We start from the raw sequence: 20,685 nt of genomic DNA, 5'->3' as shown, positions 1-20,685 counted from the left end.
TAATAAATAATACACATACGACCTTATTTACTATTGTTGTGTTAGCGATTTGTACTTCAGCGGCTTTCTAGTTACGTGTAACAACTGAAACATTACTTAATGTAGCATTTGCACAACAGCGTATTGATTGTGAAAAATACCTTAATACTTTTATAATAACGAAAGTTGAATGTAATCATCATCAATTGCGCTTGTTGCTTTTTTATAGTGCTTAAATAGTGAATTAATAGTGACGAACCTTTTTTACAGCTATTTATTTTATAGTGACTTGCATGATGATTTTGCTTTTTAGATGTTTTAACGAATAGGTAAATAGTTGCTACCATCATAATTATCGACTTTGCTTTTAGTGAATTAAAAAATAAAAAAGTAAATTCTAATAATTCTGAGAAAAAACCTTATTCCTATTCAAAAGACAAATTATATTAATAAGAATTAATGGAGGACTTATACTATGGATATTATCAGTCATTTAACGCGAACAGTCAGCCCCGCAGTATTGGGAGATGACCGTAGCCCTGCTAAACAAAATCTACTTGAGCAGTTTTATGCTATTTTTGCGGCGCGTTTGGCAGACAAAGATACGCATGAGCGTTTTGCTAACGAAAATATCGCCCGTGACGATCAAGGATTTTATGATCGGGTATGGACGGATAGCGCTCACCGTGACCAGATAGCTCGCGAGCTGGCTGGCAAACACAATGTCGATGTCACTGCATCTCGTGGTTTGATTGCGATGGCAGCACCGCTTGCTTACCATGAAATAAAAAGCTTGGCAGGAACCACACCGGTGCCACAGTTTTTGAACGACAACCTTGCTAGCTATCAGCATCATATCCCTGCATGGGCAAGTGCGGTTCTGCCTGCCGGTATGATTGCCGCTGCTCCTGCAGGTGCGCGAATGTCTGATACGGTCAGTACCGCACCGCTACAACGTGAAGAAGAGAAAGAAGGCAGCTTTATGAAAGCGCTGCTGCCTATTATTGGTCTGATTATTTTAGGTGCTTTGGCGTGGGCTTTGCTGAGAGGCTGCCAAGACAACCCTGAGCCTGTCGCTACGCCTGCTGTCACCCAAGAGCAAGCGGCGGAAGGCGATGGTGCAGCGGTTGCTGCTGCTGTTGAGCCTGCCTCATTGAGCATTGCTACTGGTGAAAATAGTGAATTGTACGCTTGCCGCATGAATGTGGGTAATGAGACGCTACAGACCAATGTCATGAATGCGCTTACCAGTGCGTTTGGGGATGAAGCCAATAAGTGCCGCGCCGATGTTGATGATAATTTTGCAATAGACATGCCAGCTGCTGCGCAACTTGCCACTATCTTACCTATTGTCAAAAATGTACCAAACGCCAGTATGATTATTAAAGGTGATAACATTACTGTCAATGCACCAGATGCAGCAGCGTTGGATAAACTGGTCGCTGATTTACAAGCGGCTGCACCAGCGATGACGGTGCAAGCTGAGGGGCCACTAGATTTGCAGGGTGAAATTGATAATAGTTTAGCGGCAGCCGATGTTGCTATGTCAAACCTTGGAGACAATCCAGATCCACGTGATGTTGCCCGTGCTTTAAGTCTACAAGTAATTAACTTTGAAGTAGATAAAGCTTTTATTCCTGATGTTAATAAAGCGTTTCTTGACCGCGCTGCCAAGATTATGACAGACGTCCCAGATATGAATCTGATGATTATTGGTTATACCGATAGCCAAGCATCGGATGCTTATAATCTGAAGCTGTCTCGCGACCGTGCCGAATCTGTAAAAGAATACTTAGTCTCTCAAGGTATCGATGCGAGCAAGCTGAGCACCAAAGGCATGGGTGAAACAGATCCTATCGCTGATAACTCAACGGAACAAGGTCGCTTCCGCAACCGCCGTATTGAGTTTTTGGTCAATGATGAGACTGTCAGTGCAAATGATGGTATGACGATCACTAACAATGCCCTTGATCCGGACTTAAACCCATTAGACAGCAACAATGATGATCTCTTGCCAGATGGTGATGATGCAAGTCGTAGGACGGTAGTAGATCCACAAGTTAATACTCAGTAGTCTTTAGACAGTTATTGATAGTAAGAAAACTATTGATATTTAAAAGTCATTAATACCAAAAAACCGCATCTAAAAAAAGATGCGGTTTTTTATTTGCTATAGATTTGGCATATATAGTCAGTGAAAAGTAATATCGAACCATCACGCACTGCTGATATCCATTTTTGTTGCTTGCTGTGCCTGCGCAGACAGAGGCGACAAAAAATTGATATCAGCAATACCGTCGCGATTTTAGGATATTTTGACTATATTTATGGATTTACTAAAAAAATGACAGGCTATTATTTATAGACAGTAGGATCTTTTGATGCCGCATGATCTGTAGATGGCTGCTCTGCCGAGGTATTAAAAAAGGTCTGAGTGACGTTCTGCTTTGCTTGCTGCCAATAGTCAAATTGCTGACAAGTCGCCTCAAGATTACCTTGCCAAACGGGTATCTGCCCGCACATGGTTTTGATACGTTTTTGATTGGGGTAGGGCAAGTTTTGCGCCGCTTCGGCCGCTTCATGAGCCGCAACTCTATCATTGCATACCAAAGCAATGTCGCAACCAGCTTCAATCGCTGCTTTGACGCGCGCGCTAACATCCCCAGCTGCTTGCGCGCCTGCCATAGATAAATCATCAGAGAATAGAACGCCATCAAATTTTAGCTCATCACGGATGATGTCTTGCAGCCAAATTTTAGAGAATCCCGCTGGCTTGTTATCTACCTGTGAAAAAATCACGTGCGCTGGCATCAACGCATCAAGCCAAGGCAGCGTTTGGGCGAACGGCTGCATGTCACTGTGCATAATCTCATCCAAACTGCGGCTGTCGATCGCTTCTGATACATGAGAATCAGGAGCGATGGCGCCGTGACCGGGGAAATGCTTACCAGTGGTTGCCATGCCAGCCGCTTTCATACCGCGCATAAACTGGGTCGCCAAAGCCGTAATGGCTTGCGGCTGCTGATGAAAGCTACGGTCACCAATCACTTGGCTAATACCGTCTGTGTCGAGTACCGGTGCGAAGCTCAGATCTATGCCCACGGCCAGCACTTCTGCTGCCATTAGATAGCCACAGTCATAAGCGCAGCTAAGCGCACGGCTAGGATCTTGATTAAATAACTCACCCAGTCGCCCCATCGCGGGCAATGGGGTAAAACCTTCACGTAATCTTGCGACGCGCCCACCTTCTTGATCAACACCGATCAAGATATCGGCGTTGTGATAGCGTATATCGTCACACATTGCGCGCACTTGCGCGGCATCCTTGACATTTCGGCCAAACAAGATGATCCCACCAACTTGGGCTTGTTTGATTAAACTCACATCTTCAGCAGTCAGTGCGGTACTATCAATATCAATCATTAAGACGCCATACATCGCGTGATCCTTATTATGTTATATCAGTCATCTACTCTAAAACCATTATTGTATCAATCAGCGTACAGTACGGTCTGCCTAACTGCACGCAATTTCCTTTGTAACAAAGGCAAATAGAATCGACTATTCAGTGTTATATTATGAGCTCAGCGCACCATCAATCAGGGTAAATAAGCGCAATAATCACTCACTATTATCGATATATTATGACAGCTATTGTGAGCTGCGCATAATCTACTGGTTAAATTGACCGAAATGAATGACCGATATCTGTCAAGCAGCGAGCAGCAGCCATCGCTAATAAATATGCTAGAAAGTTTGGTATGTACCGAGGTAAAGTGTAATATTGCTTATACAGATTGAGACAGTTGCACATTTATGCTCATGCTAGTATTGATTGATTTTTTGCAAGACGTTGGCAGTATTTTGTTCAACGATCAATATGATAAAGCAGTCATTTTATTAAGTAGCAATATCATTAGGTAATACCAATGCTGAAGTAGGTAATGCCAATGCTGAAGTCTTATAAAGTATCTTGCTTAGAAATCGTCAAATTCATAACAAGGTTAATGCAATATAAAGTGAATGCCATAAAGATGGTTTGTGAAAAGCAGCGCTGTAAGAGAATAACTAAATTTGATGCATAGGGAATGACCAAGCAAATTCTTTCGATGAAAATTAATAATACTTTTAACTTAAAATAACTAGGTAGATATGATGAAAAAACAACCAGCACAGTGGTTACTCAGTGCAGCGTCAGTGGGCATCGCCGGTCTTATTCTTACTCAGAGCTACGGTACCGCAGTGGCAGATACCAACACCGAAGGTTTCGTCCAGACACCTGAACAAAAAGTCACTACTCGTCAGGTCGCCGCCTTGCTGGATCGCAGCCACTATCTCAATCAGTCTCTCGATAGCAAAACAGGCAGCGAAATTCTGTCTATGTATATTGATAGCCTTGATCCAAACCATACTTTGTTTTTGCAATCTGATGTTGATGAGCTAAAGAAAAAATATGCCGCCGAGTTCGGTGATCGCCTCAAACGTGGTGATTTGTCTGCAGGGGTAGAGGTATTCGAGCGCTATCGTAAACGCTCAAACGAATATTTTGCCATGGCAAGCAAAATGCTAAAGACGGAGCTGGATTTGACCAGCGATGAGACCATCGTCCTTGACCGCGAAAAGCTTAGCCATTTTAAGACCAAAAAAGAACAGCGTGATTATTGGGCGCGTCAGCTGAAGTTTCAGCTGATGAGTATCACTTTGGGTCAAGAAGATGAAAAAGCCAAAGAGCAAGTTTTCTTAAATAATCCAGACATCACTCGTGGTCAGGATTTGATCCGTAATGATGAGCGCACGCCCAGTGAGATTTTGCTCAATCGTTTGTCACGTCAACAAGAGCAGTTTAAGCGTCTCAAAGATGACGAAATCATGGAGACTATCTTAAACACAGCGATGCTGACTTATGATCCGCACAGCAATTATTATGCACCTATTCAAGCGACAGAGTTGCAGATTCAATCCAGTCTACAGTTAGAAGGCATTGGTGTTTCTATCCGGCCAGATCGTAAAAACCCAGACTATACACGCATCGTGACCTTGGTAGATGGTGGGCCAGCGGCAAAAACGGGACAGATTAAGCCCAATGACTTGATTATTGGTATCGCCAAAGACGGCAAAAACATGACCGATGTAGTCGGTTGGTCGACGCGTGAAATCGTCAGTCTCATTCGTGGTAAGCGCGGTACTTCAGTCACGCTCAAGCTACGTCAGGCCAGCGCACCAGAAGCCAGCGCCCGTACCGTCACTGTGGTGCGCGATATTATTCAGCAAGAAGAATCAGGCGTTACCCAGCGCGTCGTAGAAGTACAGCGTCCGAATATCGATAAAACACCCAAGCGTATTGGTGTCCTTGAGATACCAAGCTTTTATTTGAACTATCAGGCGCGCCGTAACGGTGAAGATTATCGTAGTGTCAGTATCGATACCGAAAAAGCGCTCAAAGAATTAAATAAAGAAAACATCGATGGCCTCGTGGTTGATTTACGCAACAACCCTGGTGGCTCGTTAGATGAAGTGGCCAAAATGCTCGGCTTCTTTATTAAGAGTGGTCCACTGGTCCAAATCCGTGACAATCGCGGCAACATCCAAGTATACCGTGACGACGATGGTGGCGAACAACTCTATGACGGCAAGATGGTGGTCATTACTAACTTAGCGTCTGCCTCTGCAAGTGAGATTTTTGCTGCCGCCATTCAAGATTATGGCCGTGGTTTGGTGGTTGGCAGTACCACAACTGGCAAAGGCTCTGCCCAGATTCAGCTGGACAATTTAGCCTTGGGTTCAGCGACCTTAACCCAACGTAAATTCTATCGTATCACCGGCGGCAGTACGCAGAATAAAGGCGTAGTCCCCGATGTCGAATTGGTTAATATCTATGACGATGCTACCTTTGGCGAGCGGGCACAGAAAAAAGCGCTGCCTTGGGATACCATCAAAACCGCGCCTTATAAGCCTGAAGGTAAATTCACTAGCGATACGTTAGCGACGCTGAACCAGCAGTCTACAATTCGTCAGCAAAAGGATCCACAGTTTATTTACTTATCTGCGTTGAATGACATTCGCGATATGGATGATGAGAAAAAGCCTGTCAATCTCGATATCAATAGCCGCCGTGCCAAAATGCAGCTGATCGAAAAGCGTTCATTAGAAGCGGAGAATAAGCGCCTTATCGCTACAGGTGAGCGTCCGTATGCCAACTGGAACACTTATCAGGCGGCGATGGATGCGAAGTTTGAAGAGCGTAGTCAAATGAAAGCCAATGAGCGTCCAGAGCTACCTGAAGACGAAGCTTTTATCAATGAAGCGGCTTATATTATGCTCAGCGCTGATTGAAAAGCAACGGTTAGCCCTGAAGAGAGTCTATAGCAGCCGTATATGAGCGAACCATAAAAGCGGTCATATAAACAACCATGTAAGCATATGCTTACATGGATTGACGCTTCGACCTCTTACTAACCTTGGGTCAATCTGCGATTATAACTGTACGGCACGATTGAACGAAACAGTTCATTGATACTAGGGATTGGTATCTTAAAGATCGCATCAGGGATAGATGGTTTGCTAATTAGGGATAATAAGGCTGGATGCCTGCTAGTTATAGGATGCCTCGGGATTAGGTATCATGTAGCGTTAACATGGATGGTTGGTGATAAAAGCCGCATAGCGCTCGTCGTTATGCGGCTTTGTTACGTTTGGGATAAAGTATTTTTATAGATAAGCCGTAAAACATAAAAAAAGGCCAGTAGACGTATCTACTGACCTTTTACGATAAACGACAAGCTTCATCGTACTCGCTTATCGTTTAAATGTTTTCTAATACTCAAATAGAGATTAGTGCTCAACGCCGCCTGCGCCATGGACATGGCCGTGGTTTAGTTCGTCTTCAGTCGCTGCACGTACTTCTTGAATTTCAACATCAAAAGTCAAACGCTTACCAGCTAGTGGATGGTTGGCATCAACGACCACTTCGTCATCATTTACTTCAGTAACCGTCACCAACATTACTTGGCCACCGGCTTCTGACTGGAATTGCATACCAGGCTGGATGTCATCAACGCCTTGGAAGTTATCGCGTGGCACATGCTGTACCGCTTGTTCTTGGTATTCGCCGTAGCCATCAGCAGGCTCAACGACAGCGTTTACTGTTTCGCCAGCAGATTTGCCTTCTAGTTGTTTTTCTAGGCCTGGGATGATGTTGCTGTGACCATGTAGATAAGCAAGTGGCTGACCTTCTGGTGATTGGTCAAGCACGTTGCCTTCGTCGTCTTTTAGTGTGTAATTGAATTTGACGGCAGTGTCTTTTGCGATAGTAGTCATAAATTATCCTAAATATATCTGTGTAAAAAATTAAATACGGTTGCAATAAACCTAAAAAAGCCAATCGGCAAGCCAGATAGCCACGTCATTAGTCAATTATCATCAGTTTATTAAAGTAACTTTAGCAGTTAGCATCTTTAATTGCGATGGCTCACATAACTTTCAAGGGAAAAGTGATAAAAAATGCAAATTAATATCATAATTTATGAAAATAAACGTTGTTTTCTATCATTTACAGAGTAGCGTGCTTGTTTTTTCTGGTTTGCCCGTTGCGTTTTCGGTTAAGGACTTCTACCATAACGATAAAAATAAAGATGAGAAAGACGATGAATTCATTTACCAATAAAGCTGATATCAATAGTTCTAACACCGACACTCCCAATAATAAGTCAATAAGTACGACTTCAATCAGTGAGAATGCTGAAATCGTAGCCGATAGCAGTTATCGATTCGATTTTGAGCGTTTTTATGAGCACTTAGTAGATGTGTCGCTTACCTTTACAGCAAACGTAGACTCACCAAAGCTGTGGTTGCCAGCATGGATACCAGGGAGCTATCTGATGCGCGAGTTTGCTCGCAACATTACCGCGGTATATTACCAAATCACTGATGATAGTAATGAAAACGTTGAGATAGAGCGCGCGATAAAGACAGACAAAAATACATGGCAATTGCCAAAAATTAAAGCAGGGCAGACCGTAGACGTCTATTATGAAGTCTATTGTTATGACTTATCTGTTCGCACCGCTTATGTCGATCAGCAGCGCTTATACGGAAACTTTACCTCTTTAGCGCTAGCGGTAGATGGTCAAGAACAAACGCCCATACAAGTGAGATTAATGGTGCCAGCCGCATTTTTTGCGGATAAACAAGAAAGCCGTGTGCTCTTAGCTTGTGGTCTTGAATCTACCCATTTACGACTTGATGGGCAGCAGTGCTTTGCACTACAGGCAAACAGCTATCACGAGCTGATTGATTATCCTTTTGAAATCGCTGAACAGGACAAATTTGACTTTATTGTCCAAGATAATGCGCATCAGACCCTACCTCACCGTTTTTATCTGTCGGGTAAGCATAGTGCCAATATGGGTAGGATACAGCAAGACGTCACCCACATTTGTCAGACGTATCTCGATTGGCTGGGTGATGCACCATTCAATGACTATACGTTTATGACGTTTGCCAGTGGGCAAGACTACGGAGGTCTTGAGCACATCAATTCGACCAGCCTGATTACCCCGCGTCGCGACTTACCAAGTATTGACGAACCAAAAGTACCTAGCAGCGATTATCAGCGATTTTTAGGCTTATGTAGCCACGAGTACTTTCACGCGTGGTGGGTAAAAACCGTACGCCCAGATGTCATGTTGGATGTCGATTTGCGCCGTGAAGCTTTTACACCGCTGCTTTGGGTATTTGAAGGTTTTACTTCTTATATTGATGATTTTATGTTGCAAGCATCAGGCGTGATTGATAAACCAAGCTATCTTAAATTACTGGCTGAACAAATCAATCGTTACTATCAAACCCCTGGACGCGCCTATCAAAGTGTCGCTGAGTCGAGTTTTGATGCGTGGATTAAGCTGTATCGTAATGATGAAAACACAGGTAATGCTGGGATCAGTTACTACAATAAAGGCGCATTGGTGGCGCTTTGTTTAGATTTAACTTTACTCGAAAAGAGCAACGGTCGTTATCGGTTATTTGATGTGGTCAAGGCTTTTTATAACCAAGCAACGCAGAATGACAACCGACGGATTGGTATCAGCAGTGCCGATATGGGCAAAGTTGTCGGGCAATTTATGGCGCTTACTGACTGGCAAGAGTTTGAGCGCCGCTATGTCAATGGGGTGGAAGAATTACCCATTGAAGCATTATTAACGGCAAACGGCATAAAAATACATGTTAATAGCAAAGAAACTGCCGATAAGCATGTGCCTTGGGGTATGCGCTGTAGTGAGACGCCAGCTGGACTGAAGGTTAATCGCGTGACGCGTGACAGTGTGGCTGCCAACGCTGGTATATCGGCGCATGATGTCATCATCGCTATTGACGGTATCAAGGCAGACACCAAGCAATTAGCGTCGCTTATTAAAGCAGAGCGTGAGGTTGAATGTTACCTGTTTCGTCGCGATGAGTTGATGTGCGTCAGCGTACTACCTAAAGCGGTGCTTAATAGTGCAAAACAGCAGAGCATAGACGACAAAACCTTTCCGCACAAAGTAAGCTTGTACTTAGCAAAGACAGAGTCAGTATCAGACGATAGTAGTGACCATTCAACCGTACAGCCAAGCTGGCAGGTATGGCTTGATGTCATGGCACGTCAACAAGCGTAAATAGAGCAGTTTTAACATACTTAGAACCGTAGCTATGATTCAATATGTCCGAGTAAAAACAAAAACCCCTGCTAAGCATTTATGATTAGCAGGGGTTTGATGTGATAGCTTGTACATTTATCGGTACCGATTGAACCATATTCAATTTAGATAGCAGGTTGCTCAGCAGGCGCTTTAGTGGATGCCTCATTTTTAACAGTAGCGTCATTGCCAACAGTATCGTTACTAACAGCGTTGTTATTAACCTCGGCGGTTTTGTTAGCGGCAATCCAGTTTTGCATGCGTTCAATTTCAGACTGCTGGGCATCGATGATATCTTGAGCCAATTTGCGCATCTCGGCATCAGTACCGTACTTGAGCTGTATTTTTGCCATGTCTACAGCGCCCATGTGATGGGGCAACATACCTCGTGCAAACGCCATATCAGGGACAGGGTCAGCGATACCTAGCATCATGTCATCATGCATTGCATCCATGCTCTTGGCATAAGCTTGCTGCATCGCTTGAGTATTAGGCTTGGGTTTAGCTGCATCGGGATGGCCAGCGAGCCATTTATTCATAATGTCTATTTCAGCTTGCTGCGCCGTTATGATTTCTTGCGCCAGCTCTCGCATGGCGGCGTCAGTACCATACTTTAGCTCGATTTTTGCCATGTCTAGGGCGCCGCGATGATGTCCCAGCATACCTTTCGCAAAGGCAGTATCAGCATCGTTATAGACCATGCCGATCATCATCTCATCATGCATTCTCGTCATTGACTTGGTGTAGTCTTGGAGGATATCCGTCATTTGCATCTCATCCGCCATTGCATCGCCACCTGTCATATCGTGACCTGCGTGAGCATCCATGTCCATGCCTTCATGATTCGCAGGCATCTCAGTCGATGGTGTCGCCACTTTTTCTGTAGGCATCCCTTCATCGTTCTCGGTTGCTGGCTGACAAGCGCTCAGTATAAGTGCCGCAGCAATGCTGGTGGCGAACAAGGCGAAACGACGCGAAGGAATCATGACATATCCTTAAAAGAGATAAGAGGAACAATAAATAGAGGCAAAGTCAAAGTACGCCACTAATATGGCACTAAGGCAGTGAAGTGCTGAATCTTAGCAGATAAACCTTACCAGTTCGAGACGCTATGTTTAACAGGTCGTAATATATTTGCTCGATTTCATGACTGAGCTCTCTCAAGCAGATACGTGTGTCGATTTATCCATTATCTTATTTATATTATCTGTTGTTGCTATCTATACTCGAACACGTGATAGTTGGTAGATATTATTCATAAAAGTGATAATTAATGTTAGGGTCTGTTGAACATTCAAATATTAGGACTGCTGATCGCTAAAATCGCATCAAACCTTTTATCAAATCAGGCGTAAACCGACGATAATGTCGAGACCTTAGCTAGGTTTACAACAATGTTTGGGGTGATTTTAGTATCAGCCTTTCAGGGCAGGGCTATTTTTTACCAATACATGGCGAAATTGTCTAACCTAGAACGACTAGTCGTCAAAAATTTCACTGCGTATTGTCTAAAAAATAGACGCTGCCAGTACCACATTTGAATGTTCAACAGACCCTCATAATACCGACATCAACATGATGTTAGGTTCGATTAATTATGAACACCCAATTCTCGCAGTTTTGCACTGTCTAAATGGATACGCACAAACTCACCAACTGCCAGTTCTCCCAATTCAAAGCCTGCCACTGACCAACGAATAAGACGCAGACAAGGCAAGCCAACATGCGCCGTCATGCGTCTGACTTGACGATTCTTACCCTCATAAATCGTCAGCATCAACCATGATGTGGGTATGCTTTTACGCTCACGAATAGGCGGGTCACGTTGCCAAAGTGGCATCGGTAAATCCTCTTCACTAAGCTGTTTGATGTCGGCAGGCAGAGTTTTACCATCTTTGAGAATCAAGCCTTGTCGAAGCTTATCACGTTGCTCGGCATTAGGAGTACCTTCAACTTGTACTAAATAAGTCTTACCTTGTTTACGTCCAGCATTGGCTTTTGGTGGATGAGTAATGGCTTTATTAACCCTGCCATCACTCGTCAAAATCAATAACCCTTCAGATGTCGCATCTAATCTGCCAGCAACGCGCAAAGACTTATCCGTGAAATATTCCGATAGGGTGGTGTGGTCGTTGTTGCTGTCATCACGGAACTGACTTTGCACACCGTAAGGCTTATTAAACAGAATGAGACTGGTGGTCGACATAAAATAGCATTTCCTAAATAAAGATATTGATAAAGCATGAAAGGTAAGAATTAGACCGATTATGAAGCGGCTGATAACTTAATTAACGCTATTGTAATCAAAAAAGAACACACAACAAATAATGTATTAACTTATCAGCCATAGCCTATGAAGGTGCGCTTTTATGTCTACAGTAAAACCATGTTATAATAGTGGTATTTATAATATTGATACTTGCACATGAGTTATGCGCTAGAAAAATTGTTACGCAGCCCTTTATCTTAGTACAATGATTAGGATAGCACATCAGATTTGTACAGTTACCTAGGCTTGTAAATTATCAATAATTATTAAGTTTATATAAAGTATTTTTGTTATTTTACTTATTTTCATAATTTTTTTGCTGATGTTATTGTTAACTGGCTTTTCTTTTCATTGCTGCCTATGGCTATTATTAAAATTTTTTTCAATTTTTTATGTTAAAGCATTGAGTGCCATAATGTGAGTTCAGAATGGATTTGCAAAATGCCCACATTTAAGAGCCGTAAATATAAGATCGTAAGTACTTGATTTTTTCTCGCTTAGCTAAAGACGTGAATTACGTATAACTATAACCACGCATAGCCATAATAAAGTAGCGCAAGCATAATGGAGCGCCTAGAGTACCAATGAAACTTGCGACATCCAACATACAACCAAGGAGTTTTATCCATGTCATATGATAAGGTTATCGTACCTAGAGACGGCGAAAAAGTAACCGTCAACGCTGATTTATCGTTGAATGTCCCCAATCATCCCATCATTCCCTTCATTGAAGGCGATGGAATTGGGGTAGATATCACTCCGGTCATGGTCAAGGTGGTTGATGCTGCAGTTGATAAAGCTTACCACGGCAAAAAGTCCATCATTTGGATGGAAGCGTATTTGGGCGAAAAAGCGGCCAAAATCTATGATGGTGACTACCTGCCAAGCGAAACGCTAGAGATCTTAAAAGATTACGTGATCAGTATCAAAGGGCCATTAACCACGCCAGTAGGCGGCGGCTTCCGCTCATTAAACGTCGCTGTGCGTCAAGAGCTTGACCTCTATGTATGCCAACGTCCCGTTCGCTGGTTTGAAGGCGTGCCAAGCCCCGTGCAGCATCCTGAGCTGACGGATATGGTGATATTCCGCGAAAACTCAGAAGATATCTATGCCGGTATCGAATGGAAGGCGGGCAGTGATGACGCGAAGAAAATCATCAAGTTCTTAAAAGAAGAGATGGGCGTGACGAAGATTCGTTTCGACGATGACTGCGGCATTGGCATCAAACCTGTATCCAAAGAAGGCTCGCAGCGTCTAGTGCGTAAAGCCATTCAACACGCTATCGATAACGATTTGCCGAGTGTGACTTTAGTGCACAAAGGCAATATCATGAAGTTCACCGAAGGCGCGTTTAAAGACTGGGGCTATGAATTAGCCGCAGAGCGCTTCGATGCAGAGTTGTTAGATGGTGGCCCTTGGATGACGATGAAAAACCCAAAAACGGGTAATGACATCATTATCAAAGACGTCATTGCTGATGCCTTTTTGCAGCAAATTCTGATGCGTCCTGCCGATTATTCTGTCGTCGCCACGCTTAACCTAAACGGTGATTACATCTCTGATGCCCTAGCGGCTGAAGTGGGCGGTATCGGTATTGCACCGGGTGCCAACAAAGGCGGCGCAATCGCTGTCTATGAAGCGACTCATGGTACTGCGCCTAAATATGCTGGTCAGAACAAAGTAAACCCCGGCTCGTTGATTCTATCGGCTGAGATGATGTTACGTGACATGGGCTGGACAGAAGCCGCTGACCTCATTATCAATGGTATTCAAGGCGCTATCGCTAATAAAACGGTCACTTATGACTTTGAGCGTTTGATGCCTGATGCTATTTTGCTCAGCACTTCTGAGTTTGGTAAAGCAATCATTAAGCACATGGATGCCTAGTCATCGCTTTATGATGAGCTAAAAGCAATTTAATATAAGCTGTTGAAAAAGCCATTTACAATCATGTAGGTGATTTTTTTATGCTGATGTTATAACTATGGTCAAGGAATTTTAGAATCGCTACGATACTGCTGATATCAATTTTTTGTCGCCTCTGTCTGCACAGACCCTATATAAGCACTATTACCTTTTTATCTACAGACAATAAAAAACACCCCACAACTCTATCGAGCTGCGGGGTGTTTTATTGTTTTTAACTGACGCTAGCTGCAAAAGTATAAAGAAGTAACGTTACTTAAGGCTAGCCAGTTAAATCTATTACAACGATGCCAACGCTTCATTGAATAAGGTGCTTGGACGCATGACTTTTTCAGCCAATGCTTCATCTGCGAAGTAGTAGCCTTTGATGTCTACCGCTTTGCCTTGAGCATCATTAAACTGTTTAATAATGGCGTCTTCATTGCTCTCAAGCTTTTGCGCTAGCGGGGCGAATTGCGCTTTAAGATCTGCATCTTGGTCTTGTGTGGCCAGCTCCTGAGCCCAGTACATCGCCAGATAGAAATGGCTACCACGGTTATCTAACTCACCGGTTTTACGTGACGGTGATTTGTCATTTAGCAGCAACGTTTCAGTGGCTCTATCGAGCGTATCTGCTAAGATTTGCGCTTTAGCATTGTCATCGTTTTTGGCCAAATGCTCCAATGACTCCGTCAAGGCTAAAAATTCACCCAATGAATCCCAACGTAGATGGTTTTCTTCTACCAGCTGCTCAACGTGCTTGGGTGCAGAACCACCAGCGCCAGTTTCGAACAAACCGCCGCCTTTCATTAATGGTACGACTGATAGCATCTTAGCACTGGTTCCTAACTCGAGAATTGGGAATAAGTCAGTGAGATAATCTCGTAGAATATTACCTGTGGCAGAGATAGTATCCAGACCGCGAGCGACGCGCTCTAAGGTATAACGCATGGCGCGCACCTGTGACATGATTTCAATGTGCAGACCGTCAGTATCATGGTCTTTCAAATACATGTTAACTTTTTTGATTAGCTCGTTCTCGTGCGGACGGTACGGGTCTAACCAAAAGATGACGGGAGTATCTGACTCACGCGCACGGCGAACGGCAAGTTTCACCCAATCTTGGATAGGCTCATCTTTGACTTGACACATGCGCCAGATATCGCCTTTTTCTACATCTTTTTCAAGCAATACTTCATCGGTATCAATATCTACAATACGGGCGATACCGGTAGCGCTAGACTCAAAGGTTTTGTCATGTGAGCCATATTCTTCTGCTTTTTGTGCCATGAGGCCTACGTTAGGAACCGTACCCATGGTGGTTGGATCAAAGTTGCCATGCCATTTGCAGAAGTTGATCATTTCTTGATAAATACGGGCAAAGGTAGACTCTGGCATGACGGCTTTGCAATCATATAGTTTGCCATCAGCGCCCCACATTTTACCACCATTACGAATCATCGCAGGCATTGACGCATCGACAATAATGTCACTTGGCGAATGGAAGTTGGTGATACCTTTTGAAGAGTCAACCATCGCTAGACGTGGGCGATGCTCTTGGCAGGCATGCAAGTCTTGCTCGATCTCTTCACGTTTAGAGGATGGCAGAGTAGAGATTTTGTCGTATAGATCAGCCATACCATTGTTGACGTTAATGCCTAATTCATCAAAAAAAGCACCGTGCTTGTCAAATGCATCTTTATAATAAATTCTAACCGCATGTCCAAACACGATAGGGTGCGAAACCTTCATCATAGTGGCTTTTACGTGCAGTGAAAACAAGATACCAGCTTCGCGGCAGTCTTCCATTTCTTGCTCATAAAACTCTAGTAGCGATTTTTTGCTCATGACCATCAGGTCAATGACTTCTTTATCAAGCAACGCAATTTTTGGCTTCAATACTTTCGTTGTACCATCCTCAAGTAACAGCTCCATACGCACGTTACGGGCTTTATCTAAAGTTATCGATTGTTCGCCATCATAAAAATCACCGCTGTGCATGTGTGATACGTGGGTACTTGACCATTGCTTCCACTCGCCCATAGAATGCGGATGCTTGCGCGCAAAGTTCTTAACGGCTTTCGGCGCACGGCGATCTGAGTTGCCTTCGCGCAGTACAGGGTTGACCGAACTGCCTAGACTTTTACCATAGCGATGACGAATTTCTTGTTCTTCGTCGGTTTTTGGATCTTCTGGAAAGTCAGGGATAGCAAAGCCTTTGCTTTGTAGTTCTTTGATACAGGCTTTTAGCTGCTGAACAGAAGCACTGATATTTGGCAGTTTGATAATGTTGGTGTCAGGATCTTGCGTCAATCGACCAAGCTCAGCTAGATTATTAGGAACGCGCTGCTCTTCACTTAAATACTCTGGAAATTCAGCCAACACACGCGCGGCAACAGAGATATCAGTGGTTTCCACCTCAACCCCTGCGGTTTGGGTAAAGGCTTTGACAATAGGTAAGAAGGACAAGGTTGCTAGCGCTGGGGCTTCATCAGTTTTTGTATAAATAATTTTTGACATTATAGTAGTGTATCCCTTTAGGCTGTAGTTAATATTAATGCTTAAATCAATGGGTGCTTCTATAGAGACTCTCTGCGATAGTGGGCCATGCTTGGAGCAAATGTAACATGAGTAATCTTTTGGAGAGCCTCAAGGCAACTTAAAAATTTCTGTCGCTAACTGTGGTGAATCAAAACTAAAAATAGTACGTTGAGACAGTATTGTGATTCTCTACACAAAACTGGCTGACTAACAGCAGATTATAGTTGACCCACTATAGATCCAAGGCGATGTCAATCTCGCATAATGAACCAATTGTACTATTTTTATTCATATCTCATGTATACAAATTATATTAAGCTAATAATAGCCTTATTCTACCAGTCATGAGCGTTGATATCATCTTTTCTATACAATTACCGTTCTTTAAACCCTGTTTTTTAAGTCATCAGGTAACAGCAATTAATAGATATATCGTTCACCCTATCATTCATAAAAATAGTGTGCTCATTAGCTGAAAGCGCTCAATTAAAAATAGTACGGCTAGTTTCGTAAAGTCATCTACATTCGTGTGGCTGGCTTTTTTTATGCTATTTTGATATTAAGGCGTGCTACGTAATTTTCAAGAAATATGGCTATTTTTGCAAATTGTGACAGCAAAAGCGCTGATATTTGGTAGGCTAAACCCTTAAGAAAAAACAGTGTGGGTACTATGACTTTACAATATGCGCTACTCAGTGATACCAGTTGGCAGAGCCAAGCACAGTGGCAAGCGCCAGATACTCCTTTTATGTCATTTGATTTTTGGCAAGCGCTTAGTGATACTGGCGCAATTGGTGAGCGAGCAGGCTGGCTACCTATTTATATCTTGGTACATCGGGTAGAGGGTACTCAGAATGATGCTGTAGCAGAATCGGCTAAGTTGACAGAGGCAGCACTGGCAGACATAACGCATCCGGTAGCCGTCATGCCCGTGTTCATAAAAGGTCATCATCAAGGTGAGTTTGTATTTGACCATTCGTGGGCACAAGCTTATGCTCAATACGGTCTCGATTATTACCCACGTCTGGTGACAAGTGTCCCTTACACCCCGATTACCGGACAGCGCTTGTGGTTAGCAGAAGGCGAGAGCTTAACTGCAGACATTATAAAGACGGCGATTGCTGGCGTTGATGATGTCGCCCAGCAAGTAGGCGCGTCGGGCTGGCATGGATTGTTTGTCACAGATGAGCTGTCCTCGCTTGCTATCAACTCTATGCCGACTAAGATTGATATAGAAAAAGCGCTCGCCGCCCAAAAGAATGACTTAGCGAGCAAGCCTATTGGCTCGCCTATCGCTACTCCTACTACGACTATCATTGAAATGCCGATACTTGAGCGTCAAGGTTGTCAGTTTTTATGGCAAAATAAAAACCTTAGCCAAGACAGCCAGCTATTTATGGATTTTGAAGGATTCTTGGCGACATTAAAAGCCAAAAAACGCAAGACTATTCGGGCTGAGCGTCGCAAGGTCGGCGAGCAAGGCATTAGCTGTCAGCGTAAGTGTGGTAACGACATCACGGATGAAGACTGGCAAGCGTTCTATCATTGTTATGTGATGACTTATGCGGTACGTGGGCAAAAGCCATATTTGACCCTTGATTTTTTTATGGCGCTAGCCGACAGCATGCCTGAGCACATCATGTTGGCGCAAGCCATGGATGCCGATGGTGAAATCATCGCAAGTAGCTTATTCTTATACGATAAAGCGGACAGCGATAATGTTGATGATAATGCTACCTTGTACGGCCGCTATTGGGGCGCGCTCGGTGAGTATGATAGCTTGCACTTTGAGCTTTGTTATTATCAAGGGCTTGAGTTTGCTATCGAGCAAGGCTTAAGGTATTTTGATCCGGGCACGCAAGGGGAGCATAAGCTGGTTCGCGGTTTTATTCCAACGACCACTCACTCTATCCACCGTATTTATGATGCGCGCTTTGTGCCAGCGATTAGCGATTTTTGTGCAAAAGATCGCTTGCATATGGCGCAATATCGTCAGCAGGCATTTGAGGCATTACCGTTTAACGCCGATAATATGCCAGACTTTGATATCAATCGTTAATGCTCGTTATTATTACTGCTGCTTTTATTAATCTCACTTTTATTAACATTGCTTTATTCACAGACACTCGCAGCCGTTTACTTTTTAAATTCTCACTATTAGGCCGTTAACTATGCCCAGTAATCTTTTTGCTAGTCCTGCCACTTTTACCCCGCCCTCTGAGCTGGTATCTTGGCTTAATGCCGAAGGCTCTCTGACTGCGATGTTGGAACAAAGAGCAGGGCAGCCATTACGAGTAGAACGCAGTTTTGAGGGCTTTCGAGCGCTAACCTTGCAACAAAAACGACAATTAGGACTGCAAGGTTCAGCGCTGAATCGTCCCTTACTAGCGTGGATACGTGACGTGCAGTTATATGGTAATGATGAGCAACCATGGGTCGAGGCACAGAGTATCTTTCCGTTACCCAGTCTCAAAGGGCGCGCCCGTCGTCTGCAACAGTTAAAAGGCACGCCCATCGGATATGTGTTGTTTAAGCGCAGTCGTACTTTGCCCAATCAGCGCTTTATCCAACACACGGGCGCAGGCTGGCAACGACAAACACGTTATGATTGGTATGGGCGCACGCTACTGATTAGCGAAACGTTTTTAGCTTCATTTTTAAAATGAGCACGCGCTACTATATAAGTTAGGATATTAATAAAAATATTTTTTTAACCGTATGGGTGAGCCGCCAGTAAATACTTTATTTTATTGGCTATTTATCTGCGTGATATCGCCATTTAAACTGCTCAGCTTGCTGTGAGGTTTTTTTGCGCTCGCAGTACAAATTTTCATGTTACACTTAATCTTTAGCGATGATATCGATGCATTTATATGTCGAATTTATTGCCTATAATGGACGAGTTAATAACAAGGCCAATTGCCTTTGCTTGCCTATTTTACCTCCTTTTACTACTCGCTTCTTTTTCATAAACACTACCATTAACGATAGCCACTACCTAGGACATCACTATGTTTAAAGATATTTCTATCAAAGAGTTTGATCCAGCACTTGCTGAAGCCATGGCCGCAGAAAGCGTTCGTCAAGAAAATCACATAGAGCTTATTGCCTCTGAAAACTACTGCTCGCAAGCAGTGATGGAAGCACAAGGCACTGACCTTACCAACAAATACGCTGAAGGTTATCCAGGTAAGCGCTATTACGGTGGTTGTGAGCACGTCGATGTGGTTGAGCAATTGGCTATTGATCGTGCAAAAGAGCTGTTCGGTGCTGAGTACGTCAACGTCCAGCCACACTCGGGTAGCCAAGCAAACTCTGCGGTATTTTTAGCCTTGCTTGAAGCCAATGACACGGTACTAGGCATGAGCCTAGACGCTGGTGGTCACTTGACGCATGGCGCGCACATTAACTTCTCAGGTCTGAACTACAACGCCGTACAGTATGGCTTGGTCGAAGGCACTGGCCTTATCGATTATGACGAAGTTGAGCGTTTGGCAAAAGAACATAAGCCAAAAATGATTATCGCTGGTTTTTCAGCATATTCACAAGTGGTCGATTGGGCGCGTTTCCGTGAAATCGCGGACGAAGTAGGCGCGTATTTACTGGTAGATATGGCACACGTGGCTGGTCTTATTGCTGGTGGCGTGTACCCAAGTCCAGTACCATTTGCGGATGTGGTCACGACTACAACGCACAAAACCCTACGTGGTCCACGCTCAGGTATGATTTTGGCTCGTGATGAGAAGCTTGCTAAAAAGTTAAACTCTGCGGTATTCCCAGGTAACCAAGGCGGTCCGTTGATGCACGTCATCGCGGCAAAAGCGGTTTGCTTTAAAGAAGCGCTAGAAGATAACTTCAAAACCTATCAGCAGCAAGTGGTTAAAAACGCCCAAGCGATGGCAAAAGTCATCCAAGAGCGTGGTTATGAAATCATCTCTGGCGGTACTGAAAACCATCTCATGCTTATCAGCCTAGTCAAGCAAGAAATGACCGGTAAAGAAGCGGACAAATGGCTTGGCGATGCGCATATCACTGTGAATAAAAACGCTGTACCAAACGATCCAAAATCGCCGTTCGTGACGTCTGGTATCCGTATCGGTACGCCAGCGATTACCACTCGTGGCTTCAATGAAGCACAAGCGGGCGAGTTGGCAGGTTGGATTTGTGACGTGCTAGACAGCCGTGGCGATGAAAAAGTGGCTGCTGAAGTGCGCGGTAAAGTAGAAGCCATCTGTAAAGAATTACCAGTTTATGCTAAAAATCAGTAAGTATTAATTATCGAATTTTAAGTTTCAAATGAAAAAACCGCTTAGCTGC

Annotated in this window: 12 protein-coding genes; 7 read left to right on the top strand and 5 right to left on the bottom strand. The window is 43.8% G+C overall.

The genetic code is table 11. From position 1 onward, the window contains the following. The first annotated feature begins 454 nt into the window (after positions 1-454). Complete coding sequence (locus W293_RS0106645; RefSeq protein ID WP_025651688.1) at positions 455-2,053, top strand: OmpA family protein; 1,599 nt, start codon at positions 455-457, stop codon at positions 2,051-2,053. Between the two features lie 281 nt (positions 2,054-2,334). On the opposite strand, the gene nagZ is transcribed toward W293_RS0106645, so the two are convergent. Beyond that, positions 2,335-3,417, bottom strand: a complete 1,083-nt coding sequence (gene nagZ, locus W293_RS0106640) for a beta-N-acetylhexosaminidase (protein ID WP_025651687.1) — start codon at positions 3,415-3,417, stop codon at positions 2,335-2,337. Positions 3,418-4,134: 717 nt separating this feature from the next. Between nagZ and W293_RS16175 the strand changes: the two genes are divergently transcribed. Then, positions 4,135-6,312, top strand: coding sequence for a carboxy terminal-processing peptidase (locus W293_RS16175; RefSeq protein ID WP_037025003.1), 2,178 nt, complete (start codon positions 4,135-4,137; stop codon positions 6,310-6,312). A gap of 498 nt (positions 6,313-6,810) precedes the next feature. Here W293_RS16175 and W293_RS0106630 read toward each other — a convergent pair whose 3' ends face one another. After that, positions 6,811-7,296 (bottom strand): FKBP-type peptidyl-prolyl cis-trans isomerase, encoded by a 486-nt coding sequence (locus W293_RS0106630; protein ID WP_025651686.1) that lies wholly within the window; start codon positions 7,294-7,296, stop codon positions 6,811-6,813. Between the two features lie 326 nt (positions 7,297-7,622). On the opposite strand from W293_RS0106630, the gene W293_RS0106620 reads away from it, so the two are divergent. Then, complete coding sequence (locus W293_RS0106620; RefSeq protein WP_025651685.1) at positions 7,623-9,632, top strand: M61 family metallopeptidase; 2,010 nt, start codon at positions 7,623-7,625, stop codon at positions 9,630-9,632. A 146-nt stretch (positions 9,633-9,778) separates the two neighbouring features. Here the strand turns inward: W293_RS0106620 and W293_RS0106615 are convergent, their stop codons facing one another. Continuing rightward, complete coding sequence (locus W293_RS0106615) at positions 9,779-10,639, bottom strand: DUF305 domain-containing protein (protein ID WP_025651684.1); 861 nt, start codon at positions 10,637-10,639, stop codon at positions 9,779-9,781. A 605-nt stretch (positions 10,640-11,244) separates the two neighbouring features. Continuing rightward, positions 11,245-11,859 carry a pseudouridine synthase gene (locus tag W293_RS0106610; protein WP_025651683.1) on the bottom strand — a complete coding sequence of 205 codons (615 nt, stop codon included), beginning with the start codon at positions 11,857-11,859 and terminating at the stop codon, positions 11,245-11,247. Positions 11,860-12,549: 690 nt separating this feature from the next. Here W293_RS0106610 and icd point away from each other — a divergent pair. Further along, positions 12,550-13,809: an NADP-dependent isocitrate dehydrogenase gene (gene icd, locus W293_RS0106605; RefSeq protein ID WP_025651682.1), complete on the top strand. Its 1,260-nt coding sequence runs from the start codon at positions 12,550-12,552 to the stop codon at positions 13,807-13,809. 318 nt (positions 13,810-14,127) lie between these two features. On the opposite strand, the gene W293_RS0106600 is transcribed toward icd, so the two are convergent. Next, positions 14,128-16,347 carry an NADP-dependent isocitrate dehydrogenase gene (locus W293_RS0106600; protein WP_025651681.1) on the bottom strand — a complete coding sequence of 740 codons (2,220 nt, stop codon included), beginning with the start codon at positions 16,345-16,347 and terminating at the stop codon, positions 14,128-14,130. Positions 16,348-17,038: 691 nt separating this feature from the next. On the opposite strand from W293_RS0106600, the gene W293_RS0106595 reads away from it, so the two are divergent. The 3 genes from W293_RS0106595 to glyA all read left to right on the top strand — a co-directional run bounded on the left by W293_RS0106595 (position 17,039) and on the right by glyA (position 20,636). Continuing rightward, entirely contained in the window at positions 17,039-18,427 is a 1,389-nt protein-coding gene (locus W293_RS0106595; protein ID WP_025651680.1) for a GNAT family N-acetyltransferase, read from the top strand. 112 nt (positions 18,428-18,539) lie between these two features. After that, positions 18,540-19,034: a chorismate--pyruvate lyase family protein gene (locus W293_RS0106590; protein ID WP_025651679.1), complete on the top strand. Its 495-nt coding sequence runs from the start codon at positions 18,540-18,542 to the stop codon at positions 19,032-19,034. A gap of 345 nt (positions 19,035-19,379) precedes the next feature. Beyond that, complete coding sequence (glyA, locus tag W293_RS0106580; RefSeq protein WP_025651678.1) at positions 19,380-20,636, top strand: serine hydroxymethyltransferase; 1,257 nt, start codon at positions 19,380-19,382, stop codon at positions 20,634-20,636. Positions 20,637-20,685: the final 49 nt, after the last annotated feature.

The organism is Psychrobacter sp. TB67, from assembly GCF_000511065.1.
In the GTDB taxonomy this organism is placed as follows: Bacteria; Pseudomonadota; Gammaproteobacteria; order Pseudomonadales; family Moraxellaceae; genus Psychrobacter; species Psychrobacter okhotskensis.
This window is presented reverse-complemented; position numbering and strand designations above follow the sequence as displayed.